This is a genomic window from Kitasatospora sp. NPDC001119, from assembly GCF_053598475.1.
Genome location: NZ_JBSFKI010000007.1, coordinates 105,525 through 130,124 on the forward strand (window position 1 = coordinate 105,525; position 24,600 = coordinate 130,124).

24 protein-coding genes and 1 tRNA gene are annotated in these 24,600 nt (G+C 72.8%); 12 read left to right on the top strand and 13 right to left on the bottom strand.

Annotated elements, in window-relative coordinates; genetic code table 11:
* Positions 1-58 precede the first annotated feature (58 nt).
* Positions 59-862 carry an inositol monophosphatase family protein gene (locus ACWDD9_RS10960; protein ID WP_449811414.1) on the top strand — a complete coding sequence of 268 codons (804 nt, stop codon included), beginning with the start codon at positions 59-61 and terminating at the stop codon, positions 860-862.
* Here ACWDD9_RS10960 and ACWDD9_RS10965 read toward each other — a convergent pair whose 3' ends face one another.
* From ACWDD9_RS10965 to ACWDD9_RS10990, 6 genes are all read right to left on the bottom strand, one after another.
* Entirely contained in the window at positions 863-1,855 is a 993-nt protein-coding gene (locus ACWDD9_RS10965) for an amidohydrolase family protein (RefSeq protein ID WP_449811415.1), read from the bottom strand.
* On the bottom strand, positions 1,852-3,486 hold the full coding sequence (locus tag ACWDD9_RS10970) for an acyl-CoA dehydrogenase family protein (RefSeq protein ID WP_449811416.1): 1,635 nt from the start codon (positions 3,484-3,486) through the stop codon (positions 1,852-1,854). The genes ACWDD9_RS10965 and ACWDD9_RS10970 overlap by 4 nt, the downstream gene beginning before the upstream one ends.
* A complete protein-coding gene (locus ACWDD9_RS10975) occupies positions 3,470-4,183 on the bottom strand; it encodes a TetR/AcrR family transcriptional regulator (protein WP_449811417.1) in 714 nt (237 codons plus the stop codon). Before ACWDD9_RS10975 ends, ACWDD9_RS10970 begins: the two co-directional genes overlap by 17 nt.
* A 179-nt stretch (positions 4,184-4,362) precedes the next feature.
* A complete protein-coding gene (locus ACWDD9_RS10980) occupies positions 4,363-5,883 on the bottom strand; it encodes a S28 family serine protease (RefSeq protein ID WP_449811418.1) in 1,521 nt (506 codons plus the stop codon).
* A 317-nt stretch (positions 5,884-6,200) separates the two neighbouring features.
* Positions 6,201-7,064, bottom strand: coding sequence for a S1 family peptidase (locus ACWDD9_RS10985; protein ID WP_449811419.1), 864 nt, complete (start codon positions 7,062-7,064; stop codon positions 6,201-6,203).
* 149 nt (positions 7,065-7,213) lie between these two features.
* Positions 7,214-7,843, bottom strand: coding sequence for a TetR family transcriptional regulator (locus ACWDD9_RS10990; protein WP_049654505.1), 630 nt, complete (start codon positions 7,841-7,843; stop codon positions 7,214-7,216).
* Positions 7,844-7,963: 120 nt separating this feature from the next.
* On the opposite strand from ACWDD9_RS10990, the gene ACWDD9_RS10995 reads away from it, so the two are divergent.
* From ACWDD9_RS10995 to ACWDD9_RS11005, 3 genes are all read left to right on the top strand, one after another.
* Positions 7,964-8,119 carry a hypothetical protein gene (locus ACWDD9_RS10995; RefSeq protein ID WP_158077657.1) on the top strand — a complete coding sequence of 52 codons (156 nt, stop codon included), beginning with the start codon at positions 7,964-7,966 and terminating at the stop codon, positions 8,117-8,119.
* A gap of 57 nt (positions 8,120-8,176) precedes the next feature.
* Positions 8,177-8,530 carry a DUF4190 domain-containing protein gene (locus ACWDD9_RS11000; RefSeq protein ID WP_449811420.1) on the top strand — a complete coding sequence of 118 codons (354 nt, stop codon included), beginning with the start codon at positions 8,177-8,179 and terminating at the stop codon, positions 8,528-8,530.
* 248 nt (positions 8,531-8,778) lie between these two features.
* Positions 8,779-9,663: a metallophosphoesterase family protein gene (locus ACWDD9_RS11005; RefSeq protein WP_074000793.1), complete on the top strand. Its 885-nt coding sequence runs from the start codon at positions 8,779-8,781 to the stop codon at positions 9,661-9,663.
* Between the two features lie 111 nt (positions 9,664-9,774).
* Here ACWDD9_RS11005 and ACWDD9_RS11010 read toward each other — a convergent pair whose 3' ends face one another.
* The 6 genes from ACWDD9_RS11010 to ACWDD9_RS11035 all read right to left on the bottom strand — a co-directional run bounded on the left by ACWDD9_RS11010 (position 9,775) and on the right by ACWDD9_RS11035 (position 16,472).
* Positions 9,775-10,086, bottom strand: a complete 312-nt coding sequence (locus tag ACWDD9_RS11010) for an SHOCT domain-containing protein (protein WP_117487545.1) — start codon at positions 10,084-10,086, stop codon at positions 9,775-9,777.
* A 165-nt stretch (positions 10,087-10,251) separates the two neighbouring features.
* Positions 10,252-10,929: a response regulator gene (locus ACWDD9_RS11015; protein ID WP_449811421.1), complete on the bottom strand. Its 678-nt coding sequence runs from the start codon at positions 10,927-10,929 to the stop codon at positions 10,252-10,254.
* Positions 10,926-12,170 (bottom strand): sensor histidine kinase, encoded by a 1,245-nt coding sequence (locus ACWDD9_RS11020; protein WP_380742246.1) that lies wholly within the window; start codon positions 12,168-12,170, stop codon positions 10,926-10,928. The genes ACWDD9_RS11015 and ACWDD9_RS11020 overlap by 4 nt, the downstream gene beginning before the upstream one ends.
* A gap of 103 nt (positions 12,171-12,273) precedes the next feature.
* Positions 12,274-14,808: an ATP-dependent Clp protease ATP-binding subunit gene (locus ACWDD9_RS11025; protein ID WP_449811498.1), complete on the bottom strand. Its 2,535-nt coding sequence runs from the start codon at positions 14,806-14,808 to the stop codon at positions 12,274-12,276.
* A gap of 175 nt (positions 14,809-14,983) precedes the next feature.
* Entirely contained in the window at positions 14,984-15,712 is a 729-nt protein-coding gene (locus tag ACWDD9_RS11030) for a VIT1/CCC1 transporter family protein (RefSeq protein WP_074000789.1), read from the bottom strand.
* Between the two features lie 118 nt (positions 15,713-15,830).
* On the bottom strand, positions 15,831-16,472 hold the full coding sequence (locus ACWDD9_RS11035; RefSeq protein WP_387966211.1) for an HAD family hydrolase: 642 nt from the start codon (positions 16,470-16,472) through the stop codon (positions 15,831-15,833).
* A 504-nt stretch (positions 16,473-16,976) separates the two neighbouring features.
* Here ACWDD9_RS11035 and ACWDD9_RS11040 point away from each other — a divergent pair.
* The 6 genes from ACWDD9_RS11040 (at position 16,977) to ACWDD9_RS11065 (ending at position 22,604) form a co-directional block, all read left to right on the top strand.
* Positions 16,977-18,443, top strand: a complete 1,467-nt coding sequence (locus ACWDD9_RS11040) for a pyridoxal phosphate-dependent decarboxylase family protein (RefSeq protein ID WP_449811422.1) — start codon at positions 16,977-16,979, stop codon at positions 18,441-18,443.
* 89 nt (positions 18,444-18,532) lie between these two features.
* Positions 18,533-20,092 carry a phenylacetate--CoA ligase family protein gene (locus tag ACWDD9_RS11045; protein ID WP_387966213.1) on the top strand — a complete coding sequence of 520 codons (1,560 nt, stop codon included), beginning with the start codon at positions 18,533-18,535 and terminating at the stop codon, positions 20,090-20,092.
* Positions 20,093-20,163: 71 nt separating this feature from the next.
* Positions 20,164-20,676, top strand: coding sequence for a hypothetical protein (locus tag ACWDD9_RS11050; protein WP_147409080.1), 513 nt, complete (start codon positions 20,164-20,166; stop codon positions 20,674-20,676).
* A 28-nt stretch (positions 20,677-20,704) separates the two neighbouring features.
* Complete coding sequence (locus tag ACWDD9_RS11055) at positions 20,705-21,502, top strand: hypothetical protein (protein ID WP_074000784.1); 798 nt, start codon at positions 20,705-20,707, stop codon at positions 21,500-21,502.
* A gap of 42 nt (positions 21,503-21,544) precedes the next feature.
* Positions 21,545-21,982, top strand: coding sequence for a hypothetical protein (locus ACWDD9_RS11060; protein ID WP_074000783.1), 438 nt, complete (start codon positions 21,545-21,547; stop codon positions 21,980-21,982).
* 67 nt (positions 21,983-22,049) lie between these two features.
* A complete protein-coding gene (locus tag ACWDD9_RS11065) occupies positions 22,050-22,604 on the top strand; it encodes a hypothetical protein (RefSeq protein ID WP_049654908.1) in 555 nt (184 codons plus the stop codon).
* A gap of 75 nt (positions 22,605-22,679) precedes the next feature.
* Here the strand turns inward: ACWDD9_RS11065 and ACWDD9_RS11070 are convergent.
* Positions 22,680-22,751, bottom strand: a tRNA-Val gene (locus ACWDD9_RS11070).
* Positions 22,752-22,895: 144 nt separating this feature from the next.
* Between ACWDD9_RS11070 and ACWDD9_RS11075 the strand changes: the two genes are divergently transcribed.
* Both ACWDD9_RS11075 and ACWDD9_RS11080 read left to right on the top strand, forming a co-directional pair.
* On the top strand, positions 22,896-24,305 hold the full coding sequence (locus ACWDD9_RS11075; protein ID WP_449811423.1) for a hypothetical protein: 1,410 nt from the start codon (positions 22,896-22,898) through the stop codon (positions 24,303-24,305).
* 91 nt (positions 24,306-24,396) lie between these two features.
* Positions 24,397-24,597, top strand: a complete 201-nt coding sequence (locus ACWDD9_RS11080) for an FmdB family zinc ribbon protein (protein ID WP_449811424.1) — start codon at positions 24,397-24,399, stop codon at positions 24,595-24,597.
* The last annotated feature ends 3 nt before the right edge of the window (positions 24,598-24,600 follow it).

Consider the following 24,600-nt stretch of genomic DNA (forward strand, 5'->3'; position numbering starts at 1 on the left):
GTACTCCTTGTCCCGGGCGGCCGGAGCGGACACCGGCCCGGAGCGAGGAGGAGTCACCGTGACGGACGGGCTGTGGAGGCTGGCGGAGGGCGTGGAGGCCGCAGTGCGCGAGGTCGGTGCGGGGCTGGCGGCACGCCGGTCCGCCGAGCCGGTCACGGCGCGGACCGTCGAGGAGGCGGCGGCCCGCTTCGCCGATCTGGACGGCCCGGCGGCCGCCGCCCTGCGGGAGCGGCTGACGGCGCTGCGCCCCCGGGCCGGCTGGGTGTCCGAGGAACTGGACGGCCCGGTGCCCGCCGAAGGCGAGTGGTGGCTGTGCGACGCGACCGACGGCGCGGTGCAGTACCTGCTCGGGCAGCCGCACTGGGCGGTGACCGCCACGCTGGTGCGGGACGGCGCGGCGGTGCTGGCCGTGGTGCACGCCCCGGAGCAGGACGGCCGCACCTACCGGGCGGTGCTCGGCGGCGGGGCCGAGCTGGACGGGCGGCCGATCGCGCCCCTGGAACGGGAGTTGGCCGTCACCGTCGCCGCCACCAGCCAGCCGCCCCGGGTGGCCGCCGACCCGGTGGCGCTGCGCCGGGCCGGCGAGTCGCTGTCCGCGATGGCGGGCGCCGTCCTGGCGGTGCGCAACCTCGGCCCGACCGCGCTCCAGGTGGCCCAGGTCGGCTCCGGGCACCTGGCGCTGTTCTGGGAGTACGGCCTGGACGCGGGCAACCTGCTGCCCGGCGCCCTGATCGCGCGCGAGGCGGGCGCCACGGTGACGGACGCCGCCGGGGCGGCCTGGACGGCCGGCTCCGACGGCTTCCTCGCCGCCGCGCCCGGGCTGCACGCCCGGGCGCTGGAGGTGCTGCGGACGGTGCGGTGATCAGCCCCTCGGTTCAGGCCCCGGTTCGGGCCCCGCTTCGGGTCGCGGTTCCGGTCGCGGTTCGGGTCGCGGTTCGGGTCGCGGTTCGGGGCCCGGTCCGAGTCCGAAGAGGGCGGCCGCGTTGTCGTGGCAGACCGCCCGCAGCCACTCCTCCCCCAGCCCCAGCCCGGCCAGCGCCTCCAGCTGGTGGACGTACCGGTAGGGGATGTTGGGGAAGTCGCTGCCGAGCAGGACGCGCTCCCGCAGCCCGCGCAGGCGCGGCAGTTCCGCGCGCGGGAACGGGACGTCGGCCTCGGCGAAGTCGGTGAACGCGATGGTGGTGTCCAGCCGGACGGCCGGGTGGCGCTCGGCCAGGTCGAGGAAGTCGCCGTACTCGGGCATCCCGAGGTGGGCGACCACCAGGACCAGGCCGGGGTGCCGCTCCAGCACCGCGCCGATCGGGCCGGGGCCGGTGAACTCGCCCGGCACCGGCCCGGACCCGCAGTGGGTGACCACCGGGGTGCCGGTCTCGGCGAGCAGCCCCCAGACCCCGTCCAGCAGCGGGTCCGCCGGGTCGTAGCCGCCGACCTGGAGGTGCGCCTTGAACACCCGGGCACCGTCCTCGATCGCCCGGGCCACGTAGCCGGGCGCCCCGGGCTCGGGGAAGAAGGTCGCGGTGTGCAGGCACTCCGGGGTGCGGGCGGCGAAGTCGGCGGCCCAGCCGTTCAGCCAGCCGGCCATGCCGGGCTTGTGCGGGTAGAGCATGGACGTGAACGCCCGGACGCCGAAGTCCCGCAGCCGCCGGACCCGTTGCTCCTCGGCCTCGCGGTAGGTGATCGGCCACGGGCGGTTCACCAGCGGGCCGGCCGCGTCGAAGTACGCCCACACCTTGTCGAGGACGTTCTTCGGCATGAAGTGGGTGTGCACGTCGATCAGCCCCGGCAGGCCGAGGCCCTGCCAGAACGCCCGGACGCCCTCCGCCTCCCCGACGCCGTCCGCCTCCCGGTCGCTCACGCGATCACCGGGCGGGCGCGGTCGATGATCGCCCCGGTGTCGACGCCGGACGGCAGGGTGCCGAAGGCCGCGCCGTGGTCGCCGCCGAGCCGGCTCGCGCAGAACGCGTCGGCGACCGCCGGACTGCCGTACCGGACCAGCAGCGAGCCCTGGAGGGCCAGCGCCATCGACTCGACCAGCCGGCGGGTGCGGTACTCCAGGTCCCCCGGGTCGGTCAGCTCCTTGCGCAGCGCGGCGACGGCCGCGTCCAGCCGGCGGTCCGCGCCGGCGGCGGCGTCGAGTTCGCCGAGGAAGGCCTCGACGGTCTCCGGGCGCTTGGCCATGGCGCGCAGCGCGTCCAGGGCGGCGACGTTGCCGGAGCCCTCCCAGATCGACACCAGCGGCGCCTCCCGGTAGAGCCGGGGCATCCCGGACTCCTCCACGTAGCCGTTGCCGCCCAGGCACTCCAGCGCCTCGGCGGCGTGCGCCGGACCGCGCTTGCACACCCAGTACTTGGCCACCGCGAGGCCCAACCGCCGGACCAGCGCGTCGGTTTCGTCGCCGGCCAGGGCGCGGTCGGTGGCCCGGGCGAGCCGCATCGCGACGATCGTGGCCGCCTCGGACTCCACCACCAGGTCGGCGAGCACGTTGCGCATCAGCGGCTGGTCGACCAGCGCCTTGCCGAACGCCCGCCGGTGCAGGGCGTGGTGCACCGCCCGGGTGGCGCCGTAGCGCATGCCCGAGGCCGCGCCGACGGTGCAGTCCAGCCGGGTCATGTTGACCATCTCGATGATGGTCGGGACGCCCCGGCCCTCCTCGCCGACCAGCCAGCCGACCGCGCCGTCGTACTCCAGCTCGGCGGAGGCGTTGGACTTGTTGCCGAGCTTGTCCTTGAGCCGCATCAGCTGCAGGCGGTTGCGGCCGCCGTCCGGCAGGACGCGCGGCAGCACGAAGCAGCTGAGGCCGCCCGGGGCCTGGGCGAGGGTCAGGAAGAGGTCGGACATCGGCGCCGAGGTGAACCACTTGTGACCGGTGAGCCGGTAGGTGCCGTCGGCGTGCGGGGTGGCGGTGGTGGTGTTGGTGCGGACGTCCGAGCCGCCCTGCTTCTCGGTCATCGACATGCCGGCGATCAGCCCCCGCTTGGTACGCGGCTCGCGCAGCCCGTAGTCGTACTCCCGGGCGGCCAGCAGCGGCTCCAACTCGGCGGCCAGGGCCGGGTTGGCGCGCAGGGCCGGGACGGCGGCGTAGGTCATCGAGATCGGGCAGGTGTGGCCGGCCTCGACCTGGCCCCAGACGAAGAACCGGGCGGCGCGGGCGGAGTGGGCGCCGGGGCGCTCGTCGCGCCAGGGGGCGGCATGCAGGCCGTACCCGACGGCGGTGCGCATCAGCTCGTGCCAGGCCGGATGGAACTCGACCTCGTCGATCCGGTGGCCGAAGCGGTCGTGGGTACGCAGCACCGGCGGGTTCTCATTGGCCAGCCGGGCCCACTCGGCGGCCTGCTCGGAGCCGGCCAGCCGGCCCAGCTCGCGCAGCTCGGGCTCGGCCCAGCCGGCGTCGGCCCGCTGGAGGGCGGCGAGCAGGGTGGGGTCGGCGGCGGTGTCGTGTCCGTACGGCAGGGGCACCTGGTTGGTGACCTCATGCGTCGCTGTCATCGCGTCCTCCCAGGGCACGCAGGGTGAAGGAGACCAGGGCGGGGACCACCGTGGTCTTGTCGCTCTGTTCGGGCTCGGCGTCTCCGGTCCCGGCCGCTCCGGTCCCGGCCGCTCCGGGTGTGGCAGCGGCTCCGGACGCGGCTGTTCCGGGTACGGCTGTTCCGGGTGCGGCGGCGAGCGGGCCGGCCAGGGCCTCGCCGACCGCGCCGACCAGGGCGGCGGCGGTCAGCACCGGGTCCTGCTCGGGCAGTTCGCCGCTCGCCACGGCGGCGGCGATCTCGGTGGCGATCACGTCCCGGAACGCCCGCCGGAACACCAGTCGCTCCTCATCCACGACCGCGTCGGCCGGCTCGACCAGCAGCGCGTACGCCAGCCGGGGCGCGCGCAGGGCGCGGGCGGCGAAGGTCTCGACCACGGCGGCGATCCGCCGCCTCGGGGTGTCCTGGCGGGCGACGGCGGCGTTGACCGCGTCGATCTCGTGCGTGACCACCCGGCGGAACAGCTGCACCGACAGCTCGGCCTTGCCGCTGAAGTGCTGGTAGAGGCTGCCGGTGGCGATCCCGGCGCGGTCCGCCACGGCGGCCATCGTGCAGCCGCCGTAGCCGCGCTCGGCGAGCAGACCGACCGCCGACTGGAGCACCGCTTCGCGCTGGGCGTCCAGGCGGGCTTGTACGGCGGGCGTGCGTCGGTAGGCCATGCAAGCATTGAAGCATTGATTCACTGCTTCGGGGAGGGGCTGGGGCGGCCCGACCTTCCCGCCGGCGGGGCGCGGGGGACGCGCGGGCGCGGGGGCGCGGGACGACGCGAGGAGGCCGCCCCGGGTGCCGGGACGGCCTCCTCCTCGTGCGTGGTGGTGCGGCTTGCCGCGCGCGAGCGCTACAGCGGGCGGCGCTCCTGCTCCAGCCGCTGGCCCTCGACGTCCAGCGGGCCGAAGTCCGAGCCCGGCTGCGGCGTCTTGGCGAGCGAGCGGGCGGCGTTCGCGTCGCCCAGACCGGCCCACTCCAGCACCTTGGCGGTGGCCTCCGCCGACTGCGCGGCGGGCAGCTGCTCGATCTTCGAGCCGTGGTTGCCGCCGGGCACGGTGTAGACGTAGCTGTCCTCGCTGCCCCGGCCGAGGTGGAACGGCTTGGCACCCCACGGGTCGTTGCCGCCGTAGACGTACATGATCCGCTCACCCTCGCGCTTCACCCAGCGGTCGATGTCGGGCATCGCGTTCGGGTTGAAGACGGTCGGGATCTCCTTCGGCACGTAGCTGCGGACCGAGTAGAGCTCCTTGTAGTCGTAGTGCAGCACGTCCTTCAGGTGCGAGACGTCGAAGAACGGCGCACCCAGCTCGGTCGCGGCCTGGTAGTAGTACGCGGTGTACTTCGCCAGCGACTGGTCGCTGTTGCCGGTGATGCCGGACTGCGAGTCGAACCAGGCGTACAGCTCGTCGTCGGTCGCGGTCGCGGCGACCGGGACCTTGGCGCAGTCGGCCTCCAGGCTGTACTGCCAGAAGCCCCAGACCACGTCCAGCACCCCGGCCTCGTACGCGCGGTCCGGGGAGCCGAGGGTGTTGAAGGTGGAGCCGGACGCCTTGTTGTCGGCGACGTAGCGGGGCACCAGGCGGTCACGGCGCACCAGCAGCTCGCGCTGGGCCGCGTTCAGCCTCGCCCGGCACTCGGGGGTGCCGACGGTCCGGAAGAAGTCGCTGTACGCCTGGTAGTCGTTGACGTTCGTGTTGTTCGGCGCGACGTAGGCGATCGTGCCGGCCACGTCGTCCGGGTAGAAGCGGCGGAAGTAGGTGGAGGACATGCCGCCCTTGCTGGCGCCGGTGGACAGCCACTCCTCCTGGTAGATCCGCTTGAGCGCGGTCACCAGCCGGTGCGAGTCCGCGGCGCCCTGGCGGATGCCGGCCTTCGACCAGTCCGCCGGCTCCGGGCGGGAGGGGGTGAAGAACCGGTACTCGATGGACACCTGGTTGCCGTCCACCAGCCGGGTCGGCTCGGTGCGGGACGGGTTGGTGCCCAGCGTGTAGCCGTTGGTGTAGAAGACGGTCGGGCGGTCGTAGCCGCGGTGCAGCAGGCTGAAGCGCTGCTGGAAGGTGCCCAGCCAGGGCCGGAAGTGGTCGATCGGCTGGGTGTACGTGGCGACGAAGTAGCGGTGACCGGTGGTGGTCGGCTTCTCCTCGGTGATCGTCACGCCGGGGATCGCCGCCAGGCGGTCCTTGATGTCGGCGGTCGGGTCGTCGGCGGGGCTCCGGCCGTGGCGGTACCCCTTGCCCTGGTCACCCTGCGCCCCCTGGGCACCCTGCGCGCCCTGGCCGTCGGCGGCGGACGCCGGGCTCGCCAGGCCGCCGAGCGCGAGCAGCGGTATCAGCAGGGCGGAAGCCAGCAGCCTTCTCACGGTGGTGGTCATCAACTCTCCATCTGTTCAGCTGACATGATCGCCGCCCGCCGGTACGGCCGCGCGGCGCGGGTGGAGCGGATGGTGCGGGTGGAGCGCGGTGGAACTGGTGGAACTGGTGGAACGGGGTGGAGCGGTGGCCGACTGGTGGACGGCCGGGTGGAGCGGGGTGGAACGGGTGGAGCGGTGGCCGACTGATGGACGGCCGGGTGGAGCGCGGTGGAACGGGTGGAGCGGTGGCCGACCGATGGACGGCCGAATGGGCCACCCGCCGTTCGCGGATGGCCCATCGGGGGAAAAGTGCTGGTCAGCGCGGTTGCCCTGGTGGCTTACGGGCGGGGCAGGGTGCAGCCGGCGAGGGTGAGGTCGAAGCGGTTGCCGGCGGCGAAGCAGGCCGGGATCCCGTAGGTCTCCTGGGCGTAGCCGATGCCCGGACGGACCGTCACCGCGCCGTTCTGGTCCACCTCGCAGGGGTTGTCCAGGGTGCAGGTCTCGCCGCTCTCGTTGATCGTGTTGTTGACGGCGACCACCTGGCCGGTCGAGGCGTCGACCACCGGCGAGCCGGAGGTGCCGCCGATCACGTTGCAGGTGGAGGTGTAGCGGACCGAGTCCTTGAAGGTCCAGTCGGCTTCCTTCAGCCGGTAGGCGAAGCCGTCCACCGAGCAGGAGTAGATCTTCTTCCAGTAGCCGGAGACGACCTTGATCGAGGTGCCCTGGACCGGGTGGGTGGCGGCGATCGTCAACGGGGCTATGCCGTACCGGGACTGGATCGAGGCGTAGGTGGTGTTCAGCTGGTAGATCGACACGTCGGTGTCGGTCATCGCGCCGTAGACGATCTTGTTCGCGCGCAGCGTGGCGACACCGCTGCCGCTCCCGTTGAGCAGGGTGAAGGTCCGACTGGAGGACCGGTTGAGGACCACCTCGCCCGGACCGGGCATGCCGGTCTCCAGGCAGTGGCCGTTGGAGAGTATGAGGGCCGGGTCGTTCGCGGTCGAGCCGGGCATCCGCACCAGCGAGCCGGAGCAGTTGCTGAGGGCGACCGTCCCGGCGAAGTTGACGGCGGTGACGGGCTTGGCTGCGGACTTGTCGGCGGAGGTCGCGGCCTGGGCCGGAGCGGCTCCGCCGAGGGCGGTGGCCCCGGCGACCAGGAACGCGGCGACCGTGCCTATGAGCGGCTTGAGCGGCTTCTTCATGAGAGACCTCTCGGTGTGGGGGGATCCACTGGTGGGGGTGCACCAAAGCTGTCGCGGACATGACCCACTGTCAAGAGTCAAAGCAACACCAAGAACCGCCCAAGCCGCAATGACCGGTTATCGTCGCCACCCGGCCAACGCCCGGACGGTCAACCCGCCTGCCAGTGCTCCCGACCGAGACTGATCAGGCGCAGTTGGAGGCGCGCGGTGGCGGCGATCCGCCGCTCCCGGGCCGGGTCCGTCTCCAGCGCCTCCAGGAAGGCGGCGGCCGTGGAGACCATGTGGTCGACGTACAGCTCGGCGAGCATCCGCAGGTCCTGCTCGCTCCACCCCCGCGACTGCGGCTGCAGCGCCAGGGCGGCTCCCACCTCGGCGGCGAAGCGGCCGAGTTCGGCGTCGATCGCCTCGCGCACCCGCCGCACCCCGCCGTGCCGCTCGCGCGCCAGGAAGCGGACGTGCGGCCGGTGTTCGCGGACGTGCCGCTCGATCACGTCCACCGCGCGGTCGATCAGCTCCTCGGCGTCGCCGGCCTCGGCGAGCACCGAACGGATCATGACGTGCAGGCTGGCCAGCGACTCCTCGACCAGCGCCACCCCGAGGGCGGCGAGGTCCGGGAAGTGCCGGTAGAAGGCGGCCGGGGAGAGCCCCGCCTCGCGGGTGACCTCGCGGACGCCCAGGCTCGCCAGGTTCTGATCGGCCAACAGGTGCAGCCCGGCGTCCAGCAAGGCCCGCCGACTCTGCTGCTTCTGGGCCTGTCTGGCCCCAACGGTGTGACTCACGCCATTCAGTAAACATTCGTTTGCCGAACTTGGCCAGCCGAGCATAGAGTGGGGCCGAAGTCAGTGAACACTTGTCAACCGAAATCGGCACAGCCCCAGCCGCAGCCGAAGGAGTCAGCCGTGATCCTGCTCTCCGCCCTGGTCGCCATGGGCATCCTGATCGGCACCGCCGCCCACACCTCGCTCCCGGTCTTCCTCGCCGCTTCCGCCGGCATCACCGCCTGGTTGCTCGCCTTCGGCGCCCGTGAGGGCATCGCCCGCCTCCGGCACCGCTGACCCGGCCGCTCCGCGGACCGCACCCGCGGCCACTCTCCAGAGAGGACCCGCACCACCATGAGCACCGTCACCGACCGTCTCACCACCGGCCGCATCGCCACCGGCCGCCAAAACATTGACCGCCCGGAGCGCCACGCCCAGCAGACTGCCCGTCAGACGACCGGCCGTCAGGGCACCGCCGAGGCCGACGGCCTCGCTGTCGCCTCCTTCCTCCTCGGCCTGCCCGGCCTGCTGCTGTTCAACATCGTCCTCGGGCCGATCGCCATCACCCTGGCCACCCTGGCCCTGGTCCGCGGCACCAACCGGCGCGGCCGCGCCGTCCTCGGCCTGACCCTCGGCATCGCCTCGCTGGCGATCCTCGCCGTCACCACCGCCACCTCCCACGGGGTGCTCATCGACATCAGCTCCTGAACCGGTCCGATCCCAACTCCCCTTCTGCTCCCGGCCCCTGATCCCGCCTCCTGTCCTCAGCCCGCCTTCCGCTCGGCTCCCGATCCACCGCCCCGGCCCTGACCCGCCGGTGAACCACCGGTGAATCACCGGGCTGACCTCGGCTCCTGAACCGACGGTTCGAACGACTGATCCCGTCAACCCGCCCCACTCCCCCCGCCCGCCACGTAGGGTGGGCCCCATTGGCCGGGCGACCTCAGGGGGCAGGAGTGACTACGGAGAACCGCAGCGAGGCACAGCCGGAACGGACCACCCCGACGGGTGGACGGCTGCTCGCCGTGAGCGATCTGCACATCTCCTACCAGGAGAACCGCGACCTGGTGGAGAAGCTCCAACCCTCCCACCCCGGGGACTGGCTGCTCGTCGCCGGTGACGTCGCCGAGATCACCACCAGCATCGAGTGGGCCCTCGGCCTGCTCGCCGAACGCTTCGCCCGCGTGGTGTGGGTGCCCGGCAACCACGAGCTGTGGACCCACCCCGAGGACCCGGTCCAGCTGCGCGGAGTGGCCCGCTACGAGCACCTGGTGGAACGCTGCCGCCGACTCGGCGTGGTGACCCCCGAGGACCCGTACCCGGTCTGGGAGGGCCCCGGCGGACCCGTCCGCATCGCCCCGCTCTTCCTCCTCTACGACTACACCTTCCGCGCGCCGGGCACGACCACCAAGGAGGCCTCCCTGGCGGCCGCCTACGAGAGCGGCATCGTCTGCGCGGACGAGCGGATGCTCTACCCGGACCCGTTCCCGGACCGCGACTCCTGGTGCCGCGAGCGCGTCCGGCTGACCGAGAAGCGACTGGCGGCCTGCGACCCGGACGTCCCGCTCGTCCTGGTCAACCACTACCCGCTGGTCCGTCAGCCCACCGAGATCCTCTGGTACCCCGAGTTCGCCCAGTGGTGCGGGACCGAGCTGACCGCCGACTGGCACACCCGGTTCAACACCGCGGCGATGATCTACGGCCACCTCCACATCCCGCGCCGGACCACCTACGACGGCGTCCCGTTCACGGAGGTCTCGCTCGGCTACCCGCGCGAGTGGCGCAAGCGCGGACTGCCGGACCCGCTGCTGCGGGAGGTCTTCCCGCAGCAGGCGGGCTGAGCCTCCGGCCCACCGTCACGCGGCCGGATTGCCGGCCCCCGGCGCCGCCGACACCGTGGACCTCCACGGCGTCGGCCACCCGGGCGGCGGACCGTACGACGCCCGGGGCGGTCACTTGGCGCCACCTCCTCCGGGGTCGCCCCGCGGCGGTTCGCTGAGCACGGCCCGCTTGGCGCGGTACTCCTCGGCGTCGATGTCGCCCTCGGCGTAGCGGCGGCCCAGGACGGCCAGCGGATGCTCCGCGACGGCCCCGGCTCCCGATCCGGGCCCGAACCCGGCCCTGGCGCCGTACCCGCAGCCGTGCCGCCGCCAGACCGTGCGGCGCAGGACCGCGATCACCAGAACCACCACGGCGATCCAGACCAGGGGGATCAGCAGGATCCACGGGCCCGGGCCGTGCCAGTCGGCCAGCTGGGTGTACATGATGGTTCAACTCCTCGGTGGTGGGCTTCCAGCACCTCGGGCGGTTCCCGAGACACCTGAAGCGTCCCGCCGAAGACCCTCATCGCGCGTCCTACCAGCAGCGGCAGTTGGGATACTCCCGGGAGAGTACGAACCACCCGCGACGCTCCGGCCCGGGGGCAGCCCTCAGCCCAGCCAGCCCGGCCGCACCAGCCCCGACTCGTAGGCCAGCACCACCAGTTGCGCCCGGTCCCGCACCCCGAGCTTCACCATCGCCCGGCTGACGTGCGTCTTCGCCGTCAGCGGGCTGACCACCAGCCGCCGGGCGATCTCCTCGTTGGACAGCCCCATCCCGACCAGCGCCAGCACCTCGCGCTCCCGCCCGGTCAGCATCGAGATGTCCGAGAGCCCCTGCGGCACGGTCTCGGGCCGCTTCGACCGGGCGGCGAACTCGCCGATCAGCCGCCGGGTGACCCCCGGCGAGAGCAGCGCGTCCCCCGCGACGGCGACCCGGACCGCCCGCAGCAGGTCGGCCGGCTCGGTGTCCTTGACCAGGAAGCCCGCCGCCCCGGAGCGCAGCGCCTCGAAGACGTACTCGTCCAGCTCGAAGGTGGTCAGCACGACCACCCGCACGGAGGACAGCGCCGGGTCCTCGGCGATCCTCCTGGTCGCCTCCAGCCCGTCCATCCGCGGCATCCGGATGTCCATCAGCACGACGTCCGGCACGAGTTCGCGGGCGAGCCGGACCGCGGCCTCGCCGTCGTCCGCCTCGCCGACCACCGTGAGGTCGTCCTGGAGGTCCAGCAGGGCCCGGAAGCCCGCCCTGACCAGCAGTTGGTCATCCGCCAGCAGTACCCGAATCAATCGCTCTCCGCCTTCGGTGTCGGCAGCTCCGCCCGGACCCGGAAGCCGCCGTCGGGCAGCGGCCCCGCCGTGATGGTGCCACCGAACGCCGCCGCGCGTTCCCGCATCCCGACCAACCCGCTGCCCGACCCGCCCGCGTCACCGGGCACCGCGGGCCCCGGGTCCTCCACCCGGACCACCAGCACGGCCCGGTCCGTCCAGTCCAGCACCACGACCGCCTGCCGGGCCGCCGAGTGCCGGACCACGTTGGTGAGCGCCTCCTGGACGATCCGGAAGGCGGTGAGGTCGACGGCGGCGGACAGCGCGCGCCGCTCGCCGCGCTCCTGCACCTCCGCCTCCAGGCCCACCCGGTCCGCCTGCTCGGTGAGTTCGTCCAGCCGGTCCAGCCCCGGGGCCGGCCCGCGCGGCGGCGCGCCGGGCCCGCGCAGCGTCGCGAGCACCTGGCGGACCTCGCCGAGCGCCTCCTTGCTGGTCGACTTGATGGTGACCAGCGCGCCGCGCGCCTCCTCCGGCCGCCGGTCGAGCAGCGCGAGCGCGACCCCGGCCTGGATGTTGATCAGCGACAGGCTGTGCGCCAGGATGTCGTGCAACTCCCGGGCCATCTTGAGCCGTTCCTCGTTGGCCCGGCGCTCCTCCAGCTGCTGCCGGTAGGCCCGGTGGGCGGCGATCCGCTCGCGCCGGAACCGGACCAGCTCGCCGCCCGCCATCACCAGCAGCAGCCAGGCCAGCAGCCCGAGCTCCTGCGGCCAGACGCTGCCGGACGGCGGGGCGGCGCGCTGCCAGCTCGCCGGCAGCACGAAGGCGCCCAGCAGGTGCACCAGGTAGACCCCGGCCGCGCCCGTCCAGGCCGCCCGGCGGTGCCCGGAGCCGATCGCCGCGCAGCAGGCGATCAGCCAGCTCACGAAGACCGGCCCGTACGGGTACCCGGCGGCCAGGTACCCGGCGGTGACCACCGAGGTGCCGGCCGCCACCGCGACCGGCCGGCGGCCGCGCAGCACCAGCAGGGCCGGCCCGAGCAGCAGCAGGAGGTAGCCGAGGGCGTCCAGCGGGACCCGCCCGTGCTGGCCGTGCGCGGCGACGGTCGAGCCGACCACCTGGATCGCCGCGACCGCCACCGCCGGCCCCAGCGCGTGGCCCACCGCGGCCGCGCGCGCCCACGGCGGGCGCGGCGGCTCGGACGGCTCCCCCGGCGGCTGCTCCGCCACGGGCGGCTCGGTCGGCGGGGAGGTGGGCGGCATCATGCCCACAAGCTAGACCCGCGCCGCGCCCGTACGCGTCCTCCAGCAGTGGCGTTCGGGCGTACTCCCCCTGGAGTACGCCCGAACCAGGCCCGCCGCGACCGGATCAGCCCTCGGCGGCAGCGGCGGCGGCCTTCGCCTCCGCCTCCTCGAAGGTCGCCGAGGCCTCCGGCCGCGCCAGCGTGACCACCAGCTCCCCGTCGCTCACCTCCGCGATCAGGGTGTCCCCCTCCCGCACCGAACCGTCCAGCAGCAGGTTGGAGATCCGGTTGTCCAGCTCCGACTGGATCGTCCGGCGCAGCGGCCGGGCCCCGAACTCCGGCTGGTAGCCCCGGTTGACCAGGTACTCCTTGGCCGCCTCGGTGACCTCCAGCCGGACGTCCTGGGCCCGCAGCCGCCGCCGGCTGCGCTCCAGCAGCAGGTCCACCACCGACAGCAGGTCCTTCCGGGTGAGCGCGTGGAAGACGATCACCTCGTCGATCCGGTTGAGGAACTCCGGCCGGAAGTGCTGCCGCAGATCCCGCATCAGGTCGTCCCTGATCTCGTCCACGTTGCCCGCGTGGTCGAGGATCCGCTGCGAGCCGATGTTGCTGGTCATGATCACCACGGTGTTGCGGAAGTCGACCGTACGCCCCTGGGAGTCGGTCAGCCGCCCGTCGTCCAGCACCTGGAGCAGCAGGTTGAAGACGTCCGGGTGGGCCTTCTCCACCTCGTCGAAGAGCAGCACGCTGTACGGCTTGCGGCGCACCGCCTCGGTCAGCTGCCCGGCCTCCTCGTAGCCGACGTACCCGGGCGGGGAGCCGACCAGCCGGGAGACGGTGTGCTTCTCCTGGAACTCGCTCATGTCGAAGCGGATCATCCGGTCCGGGTCGCCGAACAGCAGTGCCGCCAGCGCCTTCGCCAGCTCGGTCTTGCCGACGCCGGTCGGCCCGAGGAAGAGGAAGGAGCCGGTCGGGCGCTCCGGGTCGCCCATCCCGGCCCGGCCGCGGCGCACCGCCTGGGAGACGGCGGTGACCGCCTCGTCCTGGCCGATCACCTTCTGGTGCAGGTGGTCCTCCAGCTTGAGCAGCCGCTCCTTCTCCGTCGCGTTCAGCTCCGCGACCGGGATGCCGGTCCGGGAGGAGAGCACCTGCGCGATGTCGTCGGCCGTCACGTCGACGACCTCCTCGCGGGACTCGGCGACCGCCGCCAGCTCGTCCTCGGTCTGCCGCAGCTCGGTCTTCAGGTTGGCGGCCCGGACGAACTCCTCGTCCACGACGGCCTCGTCCAGCTCCCGCTTCAGCTTGGTGATCCGGTCCCGCACCCCGGTCGCCTCGGTGGAGCCGCTCAGGCTGCGCAGCCGGACCCGCGCACCGGCCTGGTCCAGCAGGTCGATCGCCTTGTCGGGCAGGAAGCGGTCGCTGACGTACCGGTCGGAGAGCGTCGCCGCGGCGTCCAGCGCCTCGTCGGTGAACCGCACCTGGTGGTGCGCCTCGTACGCGTCGCGCAGCCCCTGGAGGATCTCGATCGTCTCCTCGACGCTCGGCTCGGGCACCAGCACCGGCTGGAAGCGGCGCTCCAGCGCGGCGTCCTTCTCCACGTGCTTGCGGTACTCGTCCAGGGTGGTCGCGCCGACCACGCTCAACTCACCGCGCGCGAGCGCCGGTTTGAGGATGTTGCCGGCGTCCATCGACCCCTCGCCGCCACCGCCCGCGCCGACCACGGTGTGCAGCTCGTCCAGGAACAGGATCACGCTCTTCTCGGCCGCGGTGACCTCGTCGATCACGTTCTTCAGCCGCTCCTCGAACTCGCCCCGGTACTTGGAGCCGGCCACCAGCGCGGTCAGGTCGAGGGTGACCACCCGCTTCTCCCTGAGGCTCTGCGGCACGTCCCCGGAGACGATCCGCTGGGCCAGGCCCTCGACGATCGCGGTCTTGCCGACGCCCGGCTCACCGATCAGCACCGGGTTGTTCTTGGTCCGCCGGGAGAGGATCTCGACGGTCTGCTCGATCTCCTCGGCCCGGCCCACCACCGGGTCCAGCCGGCCCGAGCGCGCCTCCTCGGTGAGGTCGCGCCCGTACTCGTCCAGCGTCGGCGTCTCGCTCGGGTGGGCGCCCGTACTGCTGCGCTCGCCGCCGGTGCCGCGCCCCTCCAGCACCGACTTCAGCGCCTCCTGCGAGGGCGCCGCGTTGCGCAGCGCCACCCCGGCGCCCGAGCGCTCCTGGTCGAGCAGCGCGCCGAGGATGTGCTCCGGGCCGATGTACGAGGCCCCGGCCTCCTGCGAGCGGGCGTGCGCGGCGAGCAGCGCGCGCTTGGCCGAGGGGGTGAGCGCCGGCCGGCCGTCCACCGTCTCGGGGTTGCCGGACGGCAGGGCGTGCTCCAGGTCGCCGGAGAGCCGGTCCGGGTCGATGCCGGCCCGTTCCAGCATCCGGCGCGAGGGGTCCACCCGGGTGGCCGCCCAGGCCAGGTGCGCGGTGTCGAGGTCGCTGGAGCCGTCCTCGGCCGCCCGCTGCGCGGCCAGCGCGAGCAGCTCCTGCGAGGACTCGCTGAGCAGCCGCCCGATCGGCACCCGCTGCACGGCGGGCGGGGAGGCCAGCGGGCTCATCCCGAAGAACCGGCTGAGCAGGTCGGAGAACGGATCGTTCGATCCGAACGGGGGCATGGTCACGGCGACTCACCTCTCCCAAGCGGTTTGCAGCCACACAAACACAGGCCGGACCGGCCCGCCCGTCGAGCCGACCGGGGCCGTCACCCGGCGTGCCCGGGCCCCGCCACCACGGTCCGGTGGTCCGTCCGTCCGCCCGTCCGCTCGTACGGCCGTACGGCCGGGGGCGCGATCACCCGGTGACCTGGTCCAGCAGCACGCCACCGCTGTACGTCACCGCCATCGCCAGCAACCCGCCCACGACGTTGCGCAGGACCGCCCGGGCCGGACCGGCACCCCCCAGCCGGGCGCTCGCCCAGCCCGACAGGGTCAGCGCGGCCACCACCGCCACCACCGTCACCACCAGCCGCCACGACTCCGGCGGCAGCAGCACCGCCAGCAGCGGCACCAGCGCGCCCAGCGTGAACGCCGCCGCGCTGGCCAGTGCCGCCTCCCAGGGGTTGGTCAACACGTCGGGGTCGATGCCGAGTTCGGTCTGCGCGTGGGCGGCCAGCGCGTCCCGCTCGGTCAGCGCCGTCGCCACCTCCCGGGCCAGGCCGTCCGCCAGCCCGCTGCCCCGGTAGTAGTCGGTCAGCTCGTCGAGCTCCCCCTCCGGGTCCTCCGCGAGCTCCCGCCGCTCCCGCGCCAACGCGGCCCGCTCGGTGTCCCGTTGGGTGCTGACCGAGACGTACTCGCCGGCCGCCATCGACATCGCCCCGGCCAGCAGCCCGGCCACCCCGGCCGCGAGCAGCGCCGTCCGGGAGCCCGCCGCACCCGCCACGCCGGTCAGGATGCCCGCCGTCGACACCACGCCGTCGTTGGCCCCCAGCACGGCCGCGCGCAGCCAGTTCAGGCGCGAGGACAGCTCCGCCCGCGACCCCCCGGCCTGCGCCCCGACCTGCTCCCCGACCTGCTCAGCCATCCGCCCACCGCTCCCAGGGGTCCGACCGGTCCCCCCGATCCTCGCCCGGCGCCCCCGGCCCCGCCACCCGCCGCCGAGCACGACCCGCCGGCCCGAGCCCCCTCAGCCCAGCACCCCGTCAGCCCGACACCCCCCGCCCGTCCAGCACCGCCGCCAGCGCCCGCCGCAGGTCCTCCGGCCCCCGGTAGCGCACCCCGGTCATGCCCAGCGCCACCGCCGCGTCCACGTTTTCCTGGCGGTCGTCGACGAACAGGCACCGCTCGGGCGCCGCCCCGGCCCGCTCGGCGGCGATCTCGTAGATCCGCCGGTCCGGCTTGGCACTGCCCACCCGGGAGCTGTTCACCACCTCGTCCGCCAGGTCCGTCAGCCCCAGCAGCGCCAGGTCCTCGTCCAGCCACGCCGTCGCGTTGGTCACCAGCACCACCCGGCAGTGCTCCCGGGCCCGCCGCAGCAGCCCCACCACCGCCGCGTCCGCCCGGAACGGCGAGTCCGCGAACGCCTGTGCCAGGGCGCGCGCCTGTGCGTCCGTCACCCGGCCGGCCAGCCCCCGCGCGATCGAGTCCACCCACTGCGCCTTCCCGATCCGCCCGAGCAGCAGCGGGAGGTCGTTCTCCGGCGCGAACCCGACCTCCGCCGTGCTCCCCTCCGCCAGTCCCGCCGCCCGCTCCAGCGCGGCCACCCGGTTCCCGTCGAAGAACCGGATCACGCCGTCCACATCGCACAGCACCGCGTCGAACGCCACCTCAGCCACCTCAGCCATCCCACCTCCCTATCACCCGGGATCGCCGGCCCCCGTAGCGGGTGCGGCACGAGGACCGGGCGGCGGTCCTGGTCCGTTACCGGCCAGAAGGGGCGGAATCGGCCCGTCGGGCGGACCCGGGGGCCAAAACGGCACATTCCCGGCTGGCGTTCGAATAACAACCTCGGCGTTCGATTGCAATGTTCGAAATGTGACAAGCCGCCCTACCACCCTGGCCAGCAGCGATGCCGGATGTCACACACCGGAGTCGTCCGGCGACGGGCCGCAATCGAACGCCGATAAAAAACGAAGATTCACCCGTTGGAGTGACCCAGCTGGACATGCACCGTTCCGGAAAGGGAAAGTCTCGATGTCCTCAACAAGGGCCATTGGGGGGCTCCTATGGTGGAATCTCGCTCGAATCAGAAGACGATCGAGCAAAAAAGCGGAGTCGGATCGCTGCTCGGCGCTCAGAAGCCGAGTCGCTCCGCAACTCCCGGGGTCGGAAAACCGTGCGACGGCGGAATGCCGGCGGACACGTTCGACCCCGAGCTGTTCCGGGAGAATTCCGAGACGGTACTGAACCGGCTCGAAAGCCATCTGGCCGATTCCTCGATCAGAGGGCTCGAACTCATCGACCCCGAAACGCTGACGCTGGCCGCCAGGGCCCTGATGACCTCCGAGCGCGAGAAGATCGCGGCCTTCGACGAGAAGCGGCTGGACGCGATCACCGACCTGTACATCAGGACGGGGATCCAGGTCCACTCGCCGGGGTACATGGGCCGGCAGTTCTCGGGCGTGGTGCCGCTGGGCGGGGTCGTCGACTTCGTCAGCTCGGTGGTCAACCAGCCGTCCTCGTTCTACGAGGCCGGCCAGCTGCCCAGCGTGGCGGAGCGCATCATGGCCGAGGAGCTGAACCGTTTCATCGGGTGGGAACCGGACTCCTTCGCCATGGTGACCACCTCGGGCGGGTCGCTGGCCAATCTGACCGCGCTGCTGGCGGCCAGGAACAAGATGTTCCCCGGCTTCTGGTCGGACGGCAGTCCGTCGGGGGACGGCCTGCTCCGCCCGGCCATCGCGGTCGGCGCGGACGTGCACTACAGCGTCTCGCGGGCGGCCGGGATCCTGGGGATCGGCGAGTCGCAGATCGTCCGCCTGCCGATCAACGCGGAGCAGCAGATCTGCCTGGAGCAGGTGCGGCCCGCCCTGGCGGCGGCCGAGCAGCGGGGGCTGAAGGTGTTCGCCCTGGTCGCCTCGGCCGGCACCACCTCGGTCGGCGCCTTCGACCCGCTCGACGGACTCGCCGACATCGCCCGGGAAGCCGGCATCTGGCTGCACGTGGACGGCGCCCACGGCGCCAGCCTGCTGGTCTCCGACCGGCTCCGGCACAAGCTGCGGGGCATCGAGAAGGTCGACTCGGTGGCCTGGGACGCGCACAAGATGATGTTCGTCCCGGCGCCCTGCACGCTGCTGTTCTACCGGAACAAGGAGGACAGCCTCGGGGCCTTCCAGCAGCGCGCCAGCTACGTCTTCGACGAGGAGCCGGACCGCTACACCGAGCTCGACAGCGGAGCCCGGAACTTCGAGTGCACCAAGCGGCCCATGATCATGCCGCTGTGGACCCTCTGGTCCGTCTACGGCCCGGCCCTGTTCGCCGAGAAGATCGAGTACCTCTGCGACCTGACCGGGGAAATCCACCGGATTCTCCTGGACGAGCCGGATTTCGAGACGCTGCACCGCCCGGAGGCCAACATCCTGTGCTTCCGCTACCGACCGGCAGAACTTCCGGACGACGGCGTGCACCGCCTCCAGGTGGCGATCAGGAACCGGATCAAAATCCGGGGGAATTTCTTCATCTCCAAGGTGAACATCGACGGGGTAGCCGCCCTGCGCGTGGTGATGATGAACCACCAGATCACCGCCGAACACTTCCGGATGCTGCTCGGCGAGATCAGGCGGGTCGGTACCGACCTCCTGGCCGACGCCCGCTGAGGGCCGCCGAAGAACCGTGCCCGAACAATCGCTGCCGAACGAACGACGGCACCTGAACACGTGAACAACAGAAGGACGGGGAATTGACGATGAGTGCAGTGAGTGTCGCGCCCGACCGGCCGGCGGCACCCGGCGGCATCGACGAACTGGCGAGCTGGCTGATCCCCGAGTGGGAGCTGAATCCGGAGTCGGTCGACGCGGTGGAGAAGCTCCCCTCGTTCGCGAGCAAGCTCCGCGAGTGCGAGCGGGTCTGCCAGGCGCCGTACAGCGAGGTGTCGCACGAGCTCCAGGACGCCCTGGTGCTGCGCCGCCTGCAGCAGATGGTCAACACGGTGCGGCTCAACCCGCTCTGGCGCAGCCGCCTGTCGGGCGCCGGCGTCGACGCCGCCCCGCAGACGTACGAGGACTGGCAGCGGATCCCGCTGTCGGACAAGGAGACCCAGCGCGAGTTCTTCATGGGTTCGCGCCCGGGCATGGTGGTGCCGCTGGCGCGCGGCGGCTTCGAGATCGTGGCCAGCGGCGGCACCAGCGGCGGGAAGCCCCTGGAGTCGGTGTACTCGCTGCGGGAGCTGCGGGACACCTACGAGGTGGCCGGCCGCTTCATGGGCACCTACCAGCTCGCCAAGTACCTGCCCGGCACCGACCCCAAGTGGCTGTACACCACGCTGGCGGACTACCAGATGTGGAGCAGCGGCACCATGGTGGGCGGCGTGCTGGCCCAGGTGCCGGGGGTCAACTACATCGGCGCCGGGCCGGTCACCGCCCCGGTGCTGGAGCACATGTTCTCCTACCCCGGCCCGAAGGCGCTGATGGGGATCACCGCGGGCATCGCGATCCTCAGCGAGCTCGGCGCGGGCATGAGCCAGGAGGCCAAGGAGAGCTTCCGGGTGGCGCTGTACGGGAGCGGGGTGCTGCCGCAGCGCAAGCGGGCGGAGCTCAAGGCGATGTACCCGAACCTGTCGATCCTCAGCTACTTCGCCGCCACCCAGGCCGAGACCATCGGGCTGCAGCTGACGGAGGAGTCCCCCTGCCTGGCGGCCGTGCCCGGGCTGCACCTGGTGGAGATCGTCGACGAGAAGGGCCGCTGGGTCGCCGAGGGCGAGGAGGGCGAGCTGGTCGTCACCCGGCTGCACGGGCACGAGGCCCCGCTGCTGCGGCTGAAGCTGGGCGACCGGATGATCCGCCGCCCGCGGCTGGACGGGCCCGGGCTGAAGACCGGCCAGTTCGAGTTCGCCGGCCGCACCGGGGACATCCTGCACCTGAACGACAGCCAGTACTCGGCCCCGCGCGCGTACGAGGCGCTGCGGGACGACCTGCTCAAGGCCACCGCGATGGACCTGGACGTGGTGGCCCACGAGATCCAGTTCGTGAACCACCGCGAGGGCAAGACGATCACGCTGCTGGCCTCGGTCGACGACGTCGCCGGTCTGACGTACCGGATGGACGCCGCGCTCGGCCCGTACGGGGTCCAGCACGTCTTCGTCAACGCGCTGCCCCGCTCGCTCTCGCTGTTCAACCAGGGCGAGGCGAACCCCGCCTCGATCGAGAAGACCGGTTACCGGTTCCTGGTCAAGTTCGTGCCCCGGGCGTCCACGGAGATCGAGCGGACGTCGGTCGGCAAGGTGCCGCTGGTGCGCGACCGGGGCTGACCGGGACTGACCAAGCCGGCGGGGCGGTACGACCGCCGCTCCGGAACGTTGGTTCGAGGAATGGAGTGAGGATGAAACCGCAAGTGAACATCGCCGTCGTGGTGGACGTGATCGGCGCGCTCTCGGACAAGTCGCTGCTCAACGGCAACCTCTGCCTGATCGACGACGGGTCGTTCGACAGCAAGAACCAGGGGACGCCCGACCTGGTCACCGTGGTGGTCCCCGGCCAGGTGGTCCAGTGGTCCGCCCTGGCGGTGGACCTGCAGACGCCCGTCGAGATCCGGAGCATCAGCTTCGTGCCGGCGGACGGGGCCGCGGGCGCGGCCGCGTACGGCGTCGACCCCGCCGCCGTGGCCGGCTCCGCGGTCGAGGGCGTGGACGCCGGTGCGGCGGACGGCGCGGACGGCGCTGCGCCCGCCGACCACCGGGTGGCGGCCGGCCAGCTGGACCTCAACGTCTGGTCCGGCGTGGTCCCGCCGTACCTGGTGCCCGGGGTGCCGTACCGGTACCGGCTGGAGCTCCAGATGTACGAGGGCGAGCACAGCGTGCTGCACATCGACTCGCCCGCACTGATGTGCCTGTAGGCGGAACACCGACAAGGAGGGTGGGCGCATGGCCCAACAACTGGCGATCATCGTGCTCGTGGACGTCGGCAACGCGCTGGAGTCCCGGACGCTGACCGGCAACACCTATCTGTTCGACAACATGAAGCTCCACGGCTCCCTGAACCAGGGCACCGGCGAGCTGGTCACCGCGATCAACGGCAGCTACTGGAGCGACGGCTCGCAGGCCGGCGAGCAGGTGCTCAACTGGCTCCCGTACAGCCTCGGTTCGATCCCCCCGACGGTGCCCCGCGGCTACCACACCACCCGGGCGCGGGCGGCCGAGAAGGAGGCGCTGGCGGAGCTCGCGAACCTGAGCGAGAAGGCCGGGGTCGCGAACGGCGACACCGAGGCCGCGCTCACCCGGATCCGGCAGACCGTCGGCACCAGGGTCAACGGCGCCTCGCGCACCGCGGCCCTCTCCGGGCAGCGGGTCCTGGACGTCACCGGCCGGGTGGTCTCCGACCACGGCCAGGACACCCACAGCTACCCGGCGCCGGTGATCACCGACATCTTCGGCGAGGCGGTGGACGAGAAGATCATCTACCCGGCCGAGTACGGCTCCCCGGACCTGGTCACCGACGGCTGGTACTGGTCGGCGACGATCGACACCTCCCGGCCCGGCACGTACAGCTACAAGATGCGGATCCAGCTCCACGAGCTGATCCAGCGGGCGGGCGAGTGGACCTGGGAGCCGGTCAACCTCACCTGCGAGTCGAAGCTCCGGATCACCGCGGAGCCCAAGCGGAACGGCTTCACCGGGGCGGGCGTGGGCTACCTGCCGATCGCCCCGGCCGCCTTCGGCTGAACCGCTGTCCCAGGAAGTCCCCGTAAGGACGAGGAGGAGTAGATGACCACCAAGCCACGGCTGAAGACCACGCCGAAGCGCCCGATCTCGATCACCGCGGTGGTGGACTGCGTGGGCATGCTGGCGTCCCAGAGCACCCACGGCCACCTGTACCTGTACGACACCAACAAGGCCGGCGGGTCCGCCGACTTCGGCACCGAGGAGCTGCGGACCAAGGTCAAGGCCGGCGACCAGCTGCTCTGGAACGTGCTGGCGCTCGAGTGCGAGGCCTACGTGGCCATCGACGGGATCGAGATCGACCACGAGGTGTGCGAGCCGGTCCGGAAGGTGTACCCCGGCACCGACGTCGCCTACTGGACCGGGACGGTGAAGAAGGACGCCGCGTCCCCCGTGCCGTACCGGATCCGGTTCCGGCTGGGCACCCAGGCCGAGCCGATCACCACCACCGTGTCGCCCGTCCTGGTCGGCCGGGCCACCTGACCGCTCCGCGCAACGGACGGCTCCGGGCGGGTGGACCGCCCGGAGCGGCGCGCTCGAAGGAGGAACCTTGACAACCACGGCAAGCAGCGCCACCGAGGGGAAGCAGAACCCCGGGCAGCTGAACTCGGTCCAGCTCAACGTCGTCACGCTCGTGAACATGGAGCGGGCCACGGCCAACCGCTCGCTGGGCGACGCGATGTACATGATGGACAACAGCGTCGGCGGGTCCGGCCAGGGCACCCGGCAGCTGGAGACGGTCTGCAAGCAGGGCCAGGTGATCAACTGGATCATCCGCCCGCTCGACATGGAGCGGCGGCTGGACGGCACCTGGCCGCCCATGCCCAAGATCAACAACATCGTGGTCCTCGACACCGAACTGGGTGACGAGGAGGACGTGGCCGAGCGGAAGCTCTTCACCGAGCTCAAGATCTACGGCATGCCCGACCGCATGCGCTCCCCGCTGACCCCGGTCTACTACTACTGGGCCGGCACCGTGCTCAGCACCGCCAAGCCCGGCCTGTACCGCTACCGGCTGGTCGTCGAGCTGGAGCAGGAGGGCACCAAGGAGAAGCTCTACCTCAACACGGTCGACCACCCCGCCCTGCGGGTCCTCGAGGTCTGACCCGGCCCCGGCGCCGACACCGCGAGAGCCCGGTGCCCCCGACCATCCCGGTCGGGGGCACCGGGCTCCCTGCTGTGGGCGCGGACGGTTTCGAACCGCCGACATCTGCTTTGTAAGAGCAGCGCTCTACCACTGAGCTACGCGCCCCCTGCCGTGGCCCGAGGGGCGCACGACGAGAGCCTAGGGTACCTGGTCCCGGGAGGTGGTGGGGGACGGGCGCCCGGCGAGGGGCGGGGCCGTGCGGCGGGCGGGGCGGGAGGGGGTGCCGGGCCGGCGGGGGGATCGGGGAGAATGGGGGCCGGATCAGCGGGTCGGAGCAGGGAGCGCGCAGTGACGGTGGCCGGCGGGAGCGGGCGGGGGCGGCGTCGGGCGGGGGCGGCACTGGCCGACGCGTTGGTGGTGCCGGTGGCGCTGGCGGGTGCGCTGGCCGCGGTCGGGCTGGCCTCCGCCGGAACCGGCGGCTGGTGGGGCCGGCGGGGCGGCGGCGAGGGCGGACGGGCGCAGGCCCGGGAGGCCCGGGCGGCGGCCCAGGAGGCGTTCTACGAGCTGGAGGAGACCCAGCGCGAGGTGCAGCTCGCGGTGGAGACCGTCCGCGCGGCCGAGGAGGGCCCGACGGCGCAGCGCGCGCTGGCCGACCTGGCGGCGATCTCCGGCCGGGTCGAGCAGGTCACCGTGAACTACCTCGCCGCGCTCGACGCCCACAACCTGGACAGCGAGACCCTGGACGCCGGCACGGCCGCGCAGGCCAGGCGCCGGCTGGAGGACGTGAAGAGCCAGCTCGGCTCGGCCCGCGCGGAGCTGAACGACTTCCTGCGCCGCCTGCAGCCGACCGTCGAGCACGCCGAGCAGCAGCTGATGCGGGTCACCCCGGCGGTCGAGCAGGCCAAGCGCGCGCTGCTCGCGGCCACCACCGCGCTGGACGGGGCGCGCGGCGCCGGCCTGCGGGCGGACGACCTGGCGGCCCGGCTCGCCGAACTGGCGCCCGAGCTCGGCCGGCTGAACGAGGGCCCGGCCCGGCACGGGGTCGCGGACACCCTGCGGCGCGCGGAGGACGTGAAGCAGCGCGCCGAGGCGATCGCCGCCGACGCCGGACAACTGCCGGAGCGGGCGCGGGAGATCGACCGGCGGGTGGCGAGCCTGCGGACCCGCATCCAGGCGCTGGAGACCAAGGCCGAGACGGTCGAGCCCGCCCTGAGCGAGCTGCGCCGCCGGTTCAGCACCTCCTGCTGGCAGGACCTCCAACGGGTGCCGGACCAGGTCGCGGAGGCCGGGCGGGCCGCCGAGCGCAAGCTCGCCGAGGCCGCCCGGGCCCGGGACGAGCAGCGCTGGGCCGACGCCACCGCCGCGATCGGGACGGTCCGCGCGCTGCTGGAGACCGCCGACGGCTCGGTGCTCGCGGCGAACGACCGGCTGCGGCAGCTGAACGAGGTGCAGCACGACCCCAATCGGGAGATCGAGCGCGCCCGCTTCGCCATCCGGGACGCGCAGCGGCTGGCGATGGCCGGGCGCAGCGCGCCGGACCCGCGGCACGCCGCCCCGCTGGACGAGGCGGTGGCCCGGCTGGACCGCGCCGTGGCCACGCTGGAGGCGGCCGGCCGGCACCCCGACTACTGGCACTTCCTGACCGAGCTCGCGGCGGTGCGGGACACGGCGGCCCGGGTGATCGAGCTGATCCGCGGGGACCTCGGCGGCCACCGGTAGCGCCGGGAGCGCCAAGGCATCGGTAGCACCAGTGCCCTGGAAGCACCCGAAGCGGGCTGCCGGCAGGGGCCCCGCTCGGTACCCTGCCGGTATGCCTCGCTACGACTTCCGCTGCCGCTCCTGCGGCGCCACCTTCGAGCTCCGCCGCCCGATGGCCCAGGCCAACGACCCCGCCGTCTGCCCTCAGGGCCACCAGGACACCGTGAAGCTGCTGTCCACCGTCGCCGTCACGGGCGGCGCGGCCGCCGCCCCGCAGGCCCCCGCCGGGGGCGGGGGCGGTTGCTGCGGCTGACCC

Bases quoted from the DNA above. Each gene is read 5' to 3' on its own strand.
- ACWDD9_RS11045 (WP_387966213.1), top strand. From the start codon at position 18,533: ATGAGTGCAGTGAGTGTCGCGCCCGACCGGCCGGCGGCACCCGGCGGC.
- ACWDD9_RS11000 (WP_449811420.1), top strand. From the start codon at position 8,177: ATGAGCACCGTCACCGACCGTCTCACCACCGGCCGCATCGCCACCGGC.
- ACWDD9_RS11040 (WP_449811422.1), top strand. From the start codon at position 16,977: ATGCCGGCGGACACGTTCGACCCCGAGCTGTTCCGGGAGAATTCCGAG.
- ACWDD9_RS11020 (WP_380742246.1), bottom strand. From the start codon at position 12,170: ATGATGCCGCCCACCTCCCCGCCGACCGAGCCGCCCGTGGCGGAGCAG.
- ACWDD9_RS11050 (WP_147409080.1), top strand. From the start codon at position 20,164: ATGAAACCGCAAGTGAACATCGCCGTCGTGGTGGACGTGATCGGCGCG.
- ACWDD9_RS11080 (WP_449811424.1), top strand. From the start codon at position 24,397: ATGCCTCGCTACGACTTCCGCTGCCGCTCCTGCGGCGCCACCTTCGAG.
- ACWDD9_RS10970 (WP_449811416.1), bottom strand. From the start codon at position 3,486: ATGACAGCGACGCATGAGGTCACCAACCAGGTGCCCCTGCCGTACGGA.
- ACWDD9_RS10980 (WP_449811418.1), bottom strand. From the start codon at position 5,883: ATGACCACCACCGTGAGAAGGCTGCTGGCTTCCGCCCTGCTGATACCG.
- ACWDD9_RS11010 (WP_117487545.1), bottom strand. From the start codon at position 10,086: ATGTACACCCAGCTGGCCGACTGGCACGGCCCGGGCCCGTGGATCCTG.
- ACWDD9_RS11055 (WP_074000784.1), top strand. From the start codon at position 20,705: ATGGCCCAACAACTGGCGATCATCGTGCTCGTGGACGTCGGCAACGCG.
- ACWDD9_RS11060 (WP_074000783.1), top strand. From the start codon at position 21,545: ATGACCACCAAGCCACGGCTGAAGACCACGCCGAAGCGCCCGATCTCG.
- ACWDD9_RS11025 (WP_449811498.1), bottom strand. From the start codon at position 14,808: ATGCCCCCGTTCGGATCGAACGATCCGTTCTCCGACCTGCTCAGCCGG.
- ACWDD9_RS11075 (WP_449811423.1), top strand. From the start codon at position 22,896: ATGGGGGCCGGATCAGCGGGTCGGAGCAGGGAGCGCGCAGTGACGGTG.
- ACWDD9_RS10985 (WP_449811419.1), bottom strand. From the start codon at position 7,064: ATGAAGAAGCCGCTCAAGCCGCTCATAGGCACGGTCGCCGCGTTCCTG.
- ACWDD9_RS11030 (WP_074000789.1), bottom strand. From the start codon at position 15,712: ATGGCTGAGCAGGTCGGGGAGCAGGTCGGGGCGCAGGCCGGGGGGTCG.
- ACWDD9_RS10975 (WP_449811417.1), bottom strand. From the start codon at position 4,183: ATGGCCTACCGACGCACGCCCGCCGTACAAGCCCGCCTGGACGCCCAG.
- ACWDD9_RS11035 (WP_387966211.1), bottom strand. From the start codon at position 16,472: ATGGCTGAGGTGGCTGAGGTGGCGTTCGACGCGGTGCTGTGCGATGTG.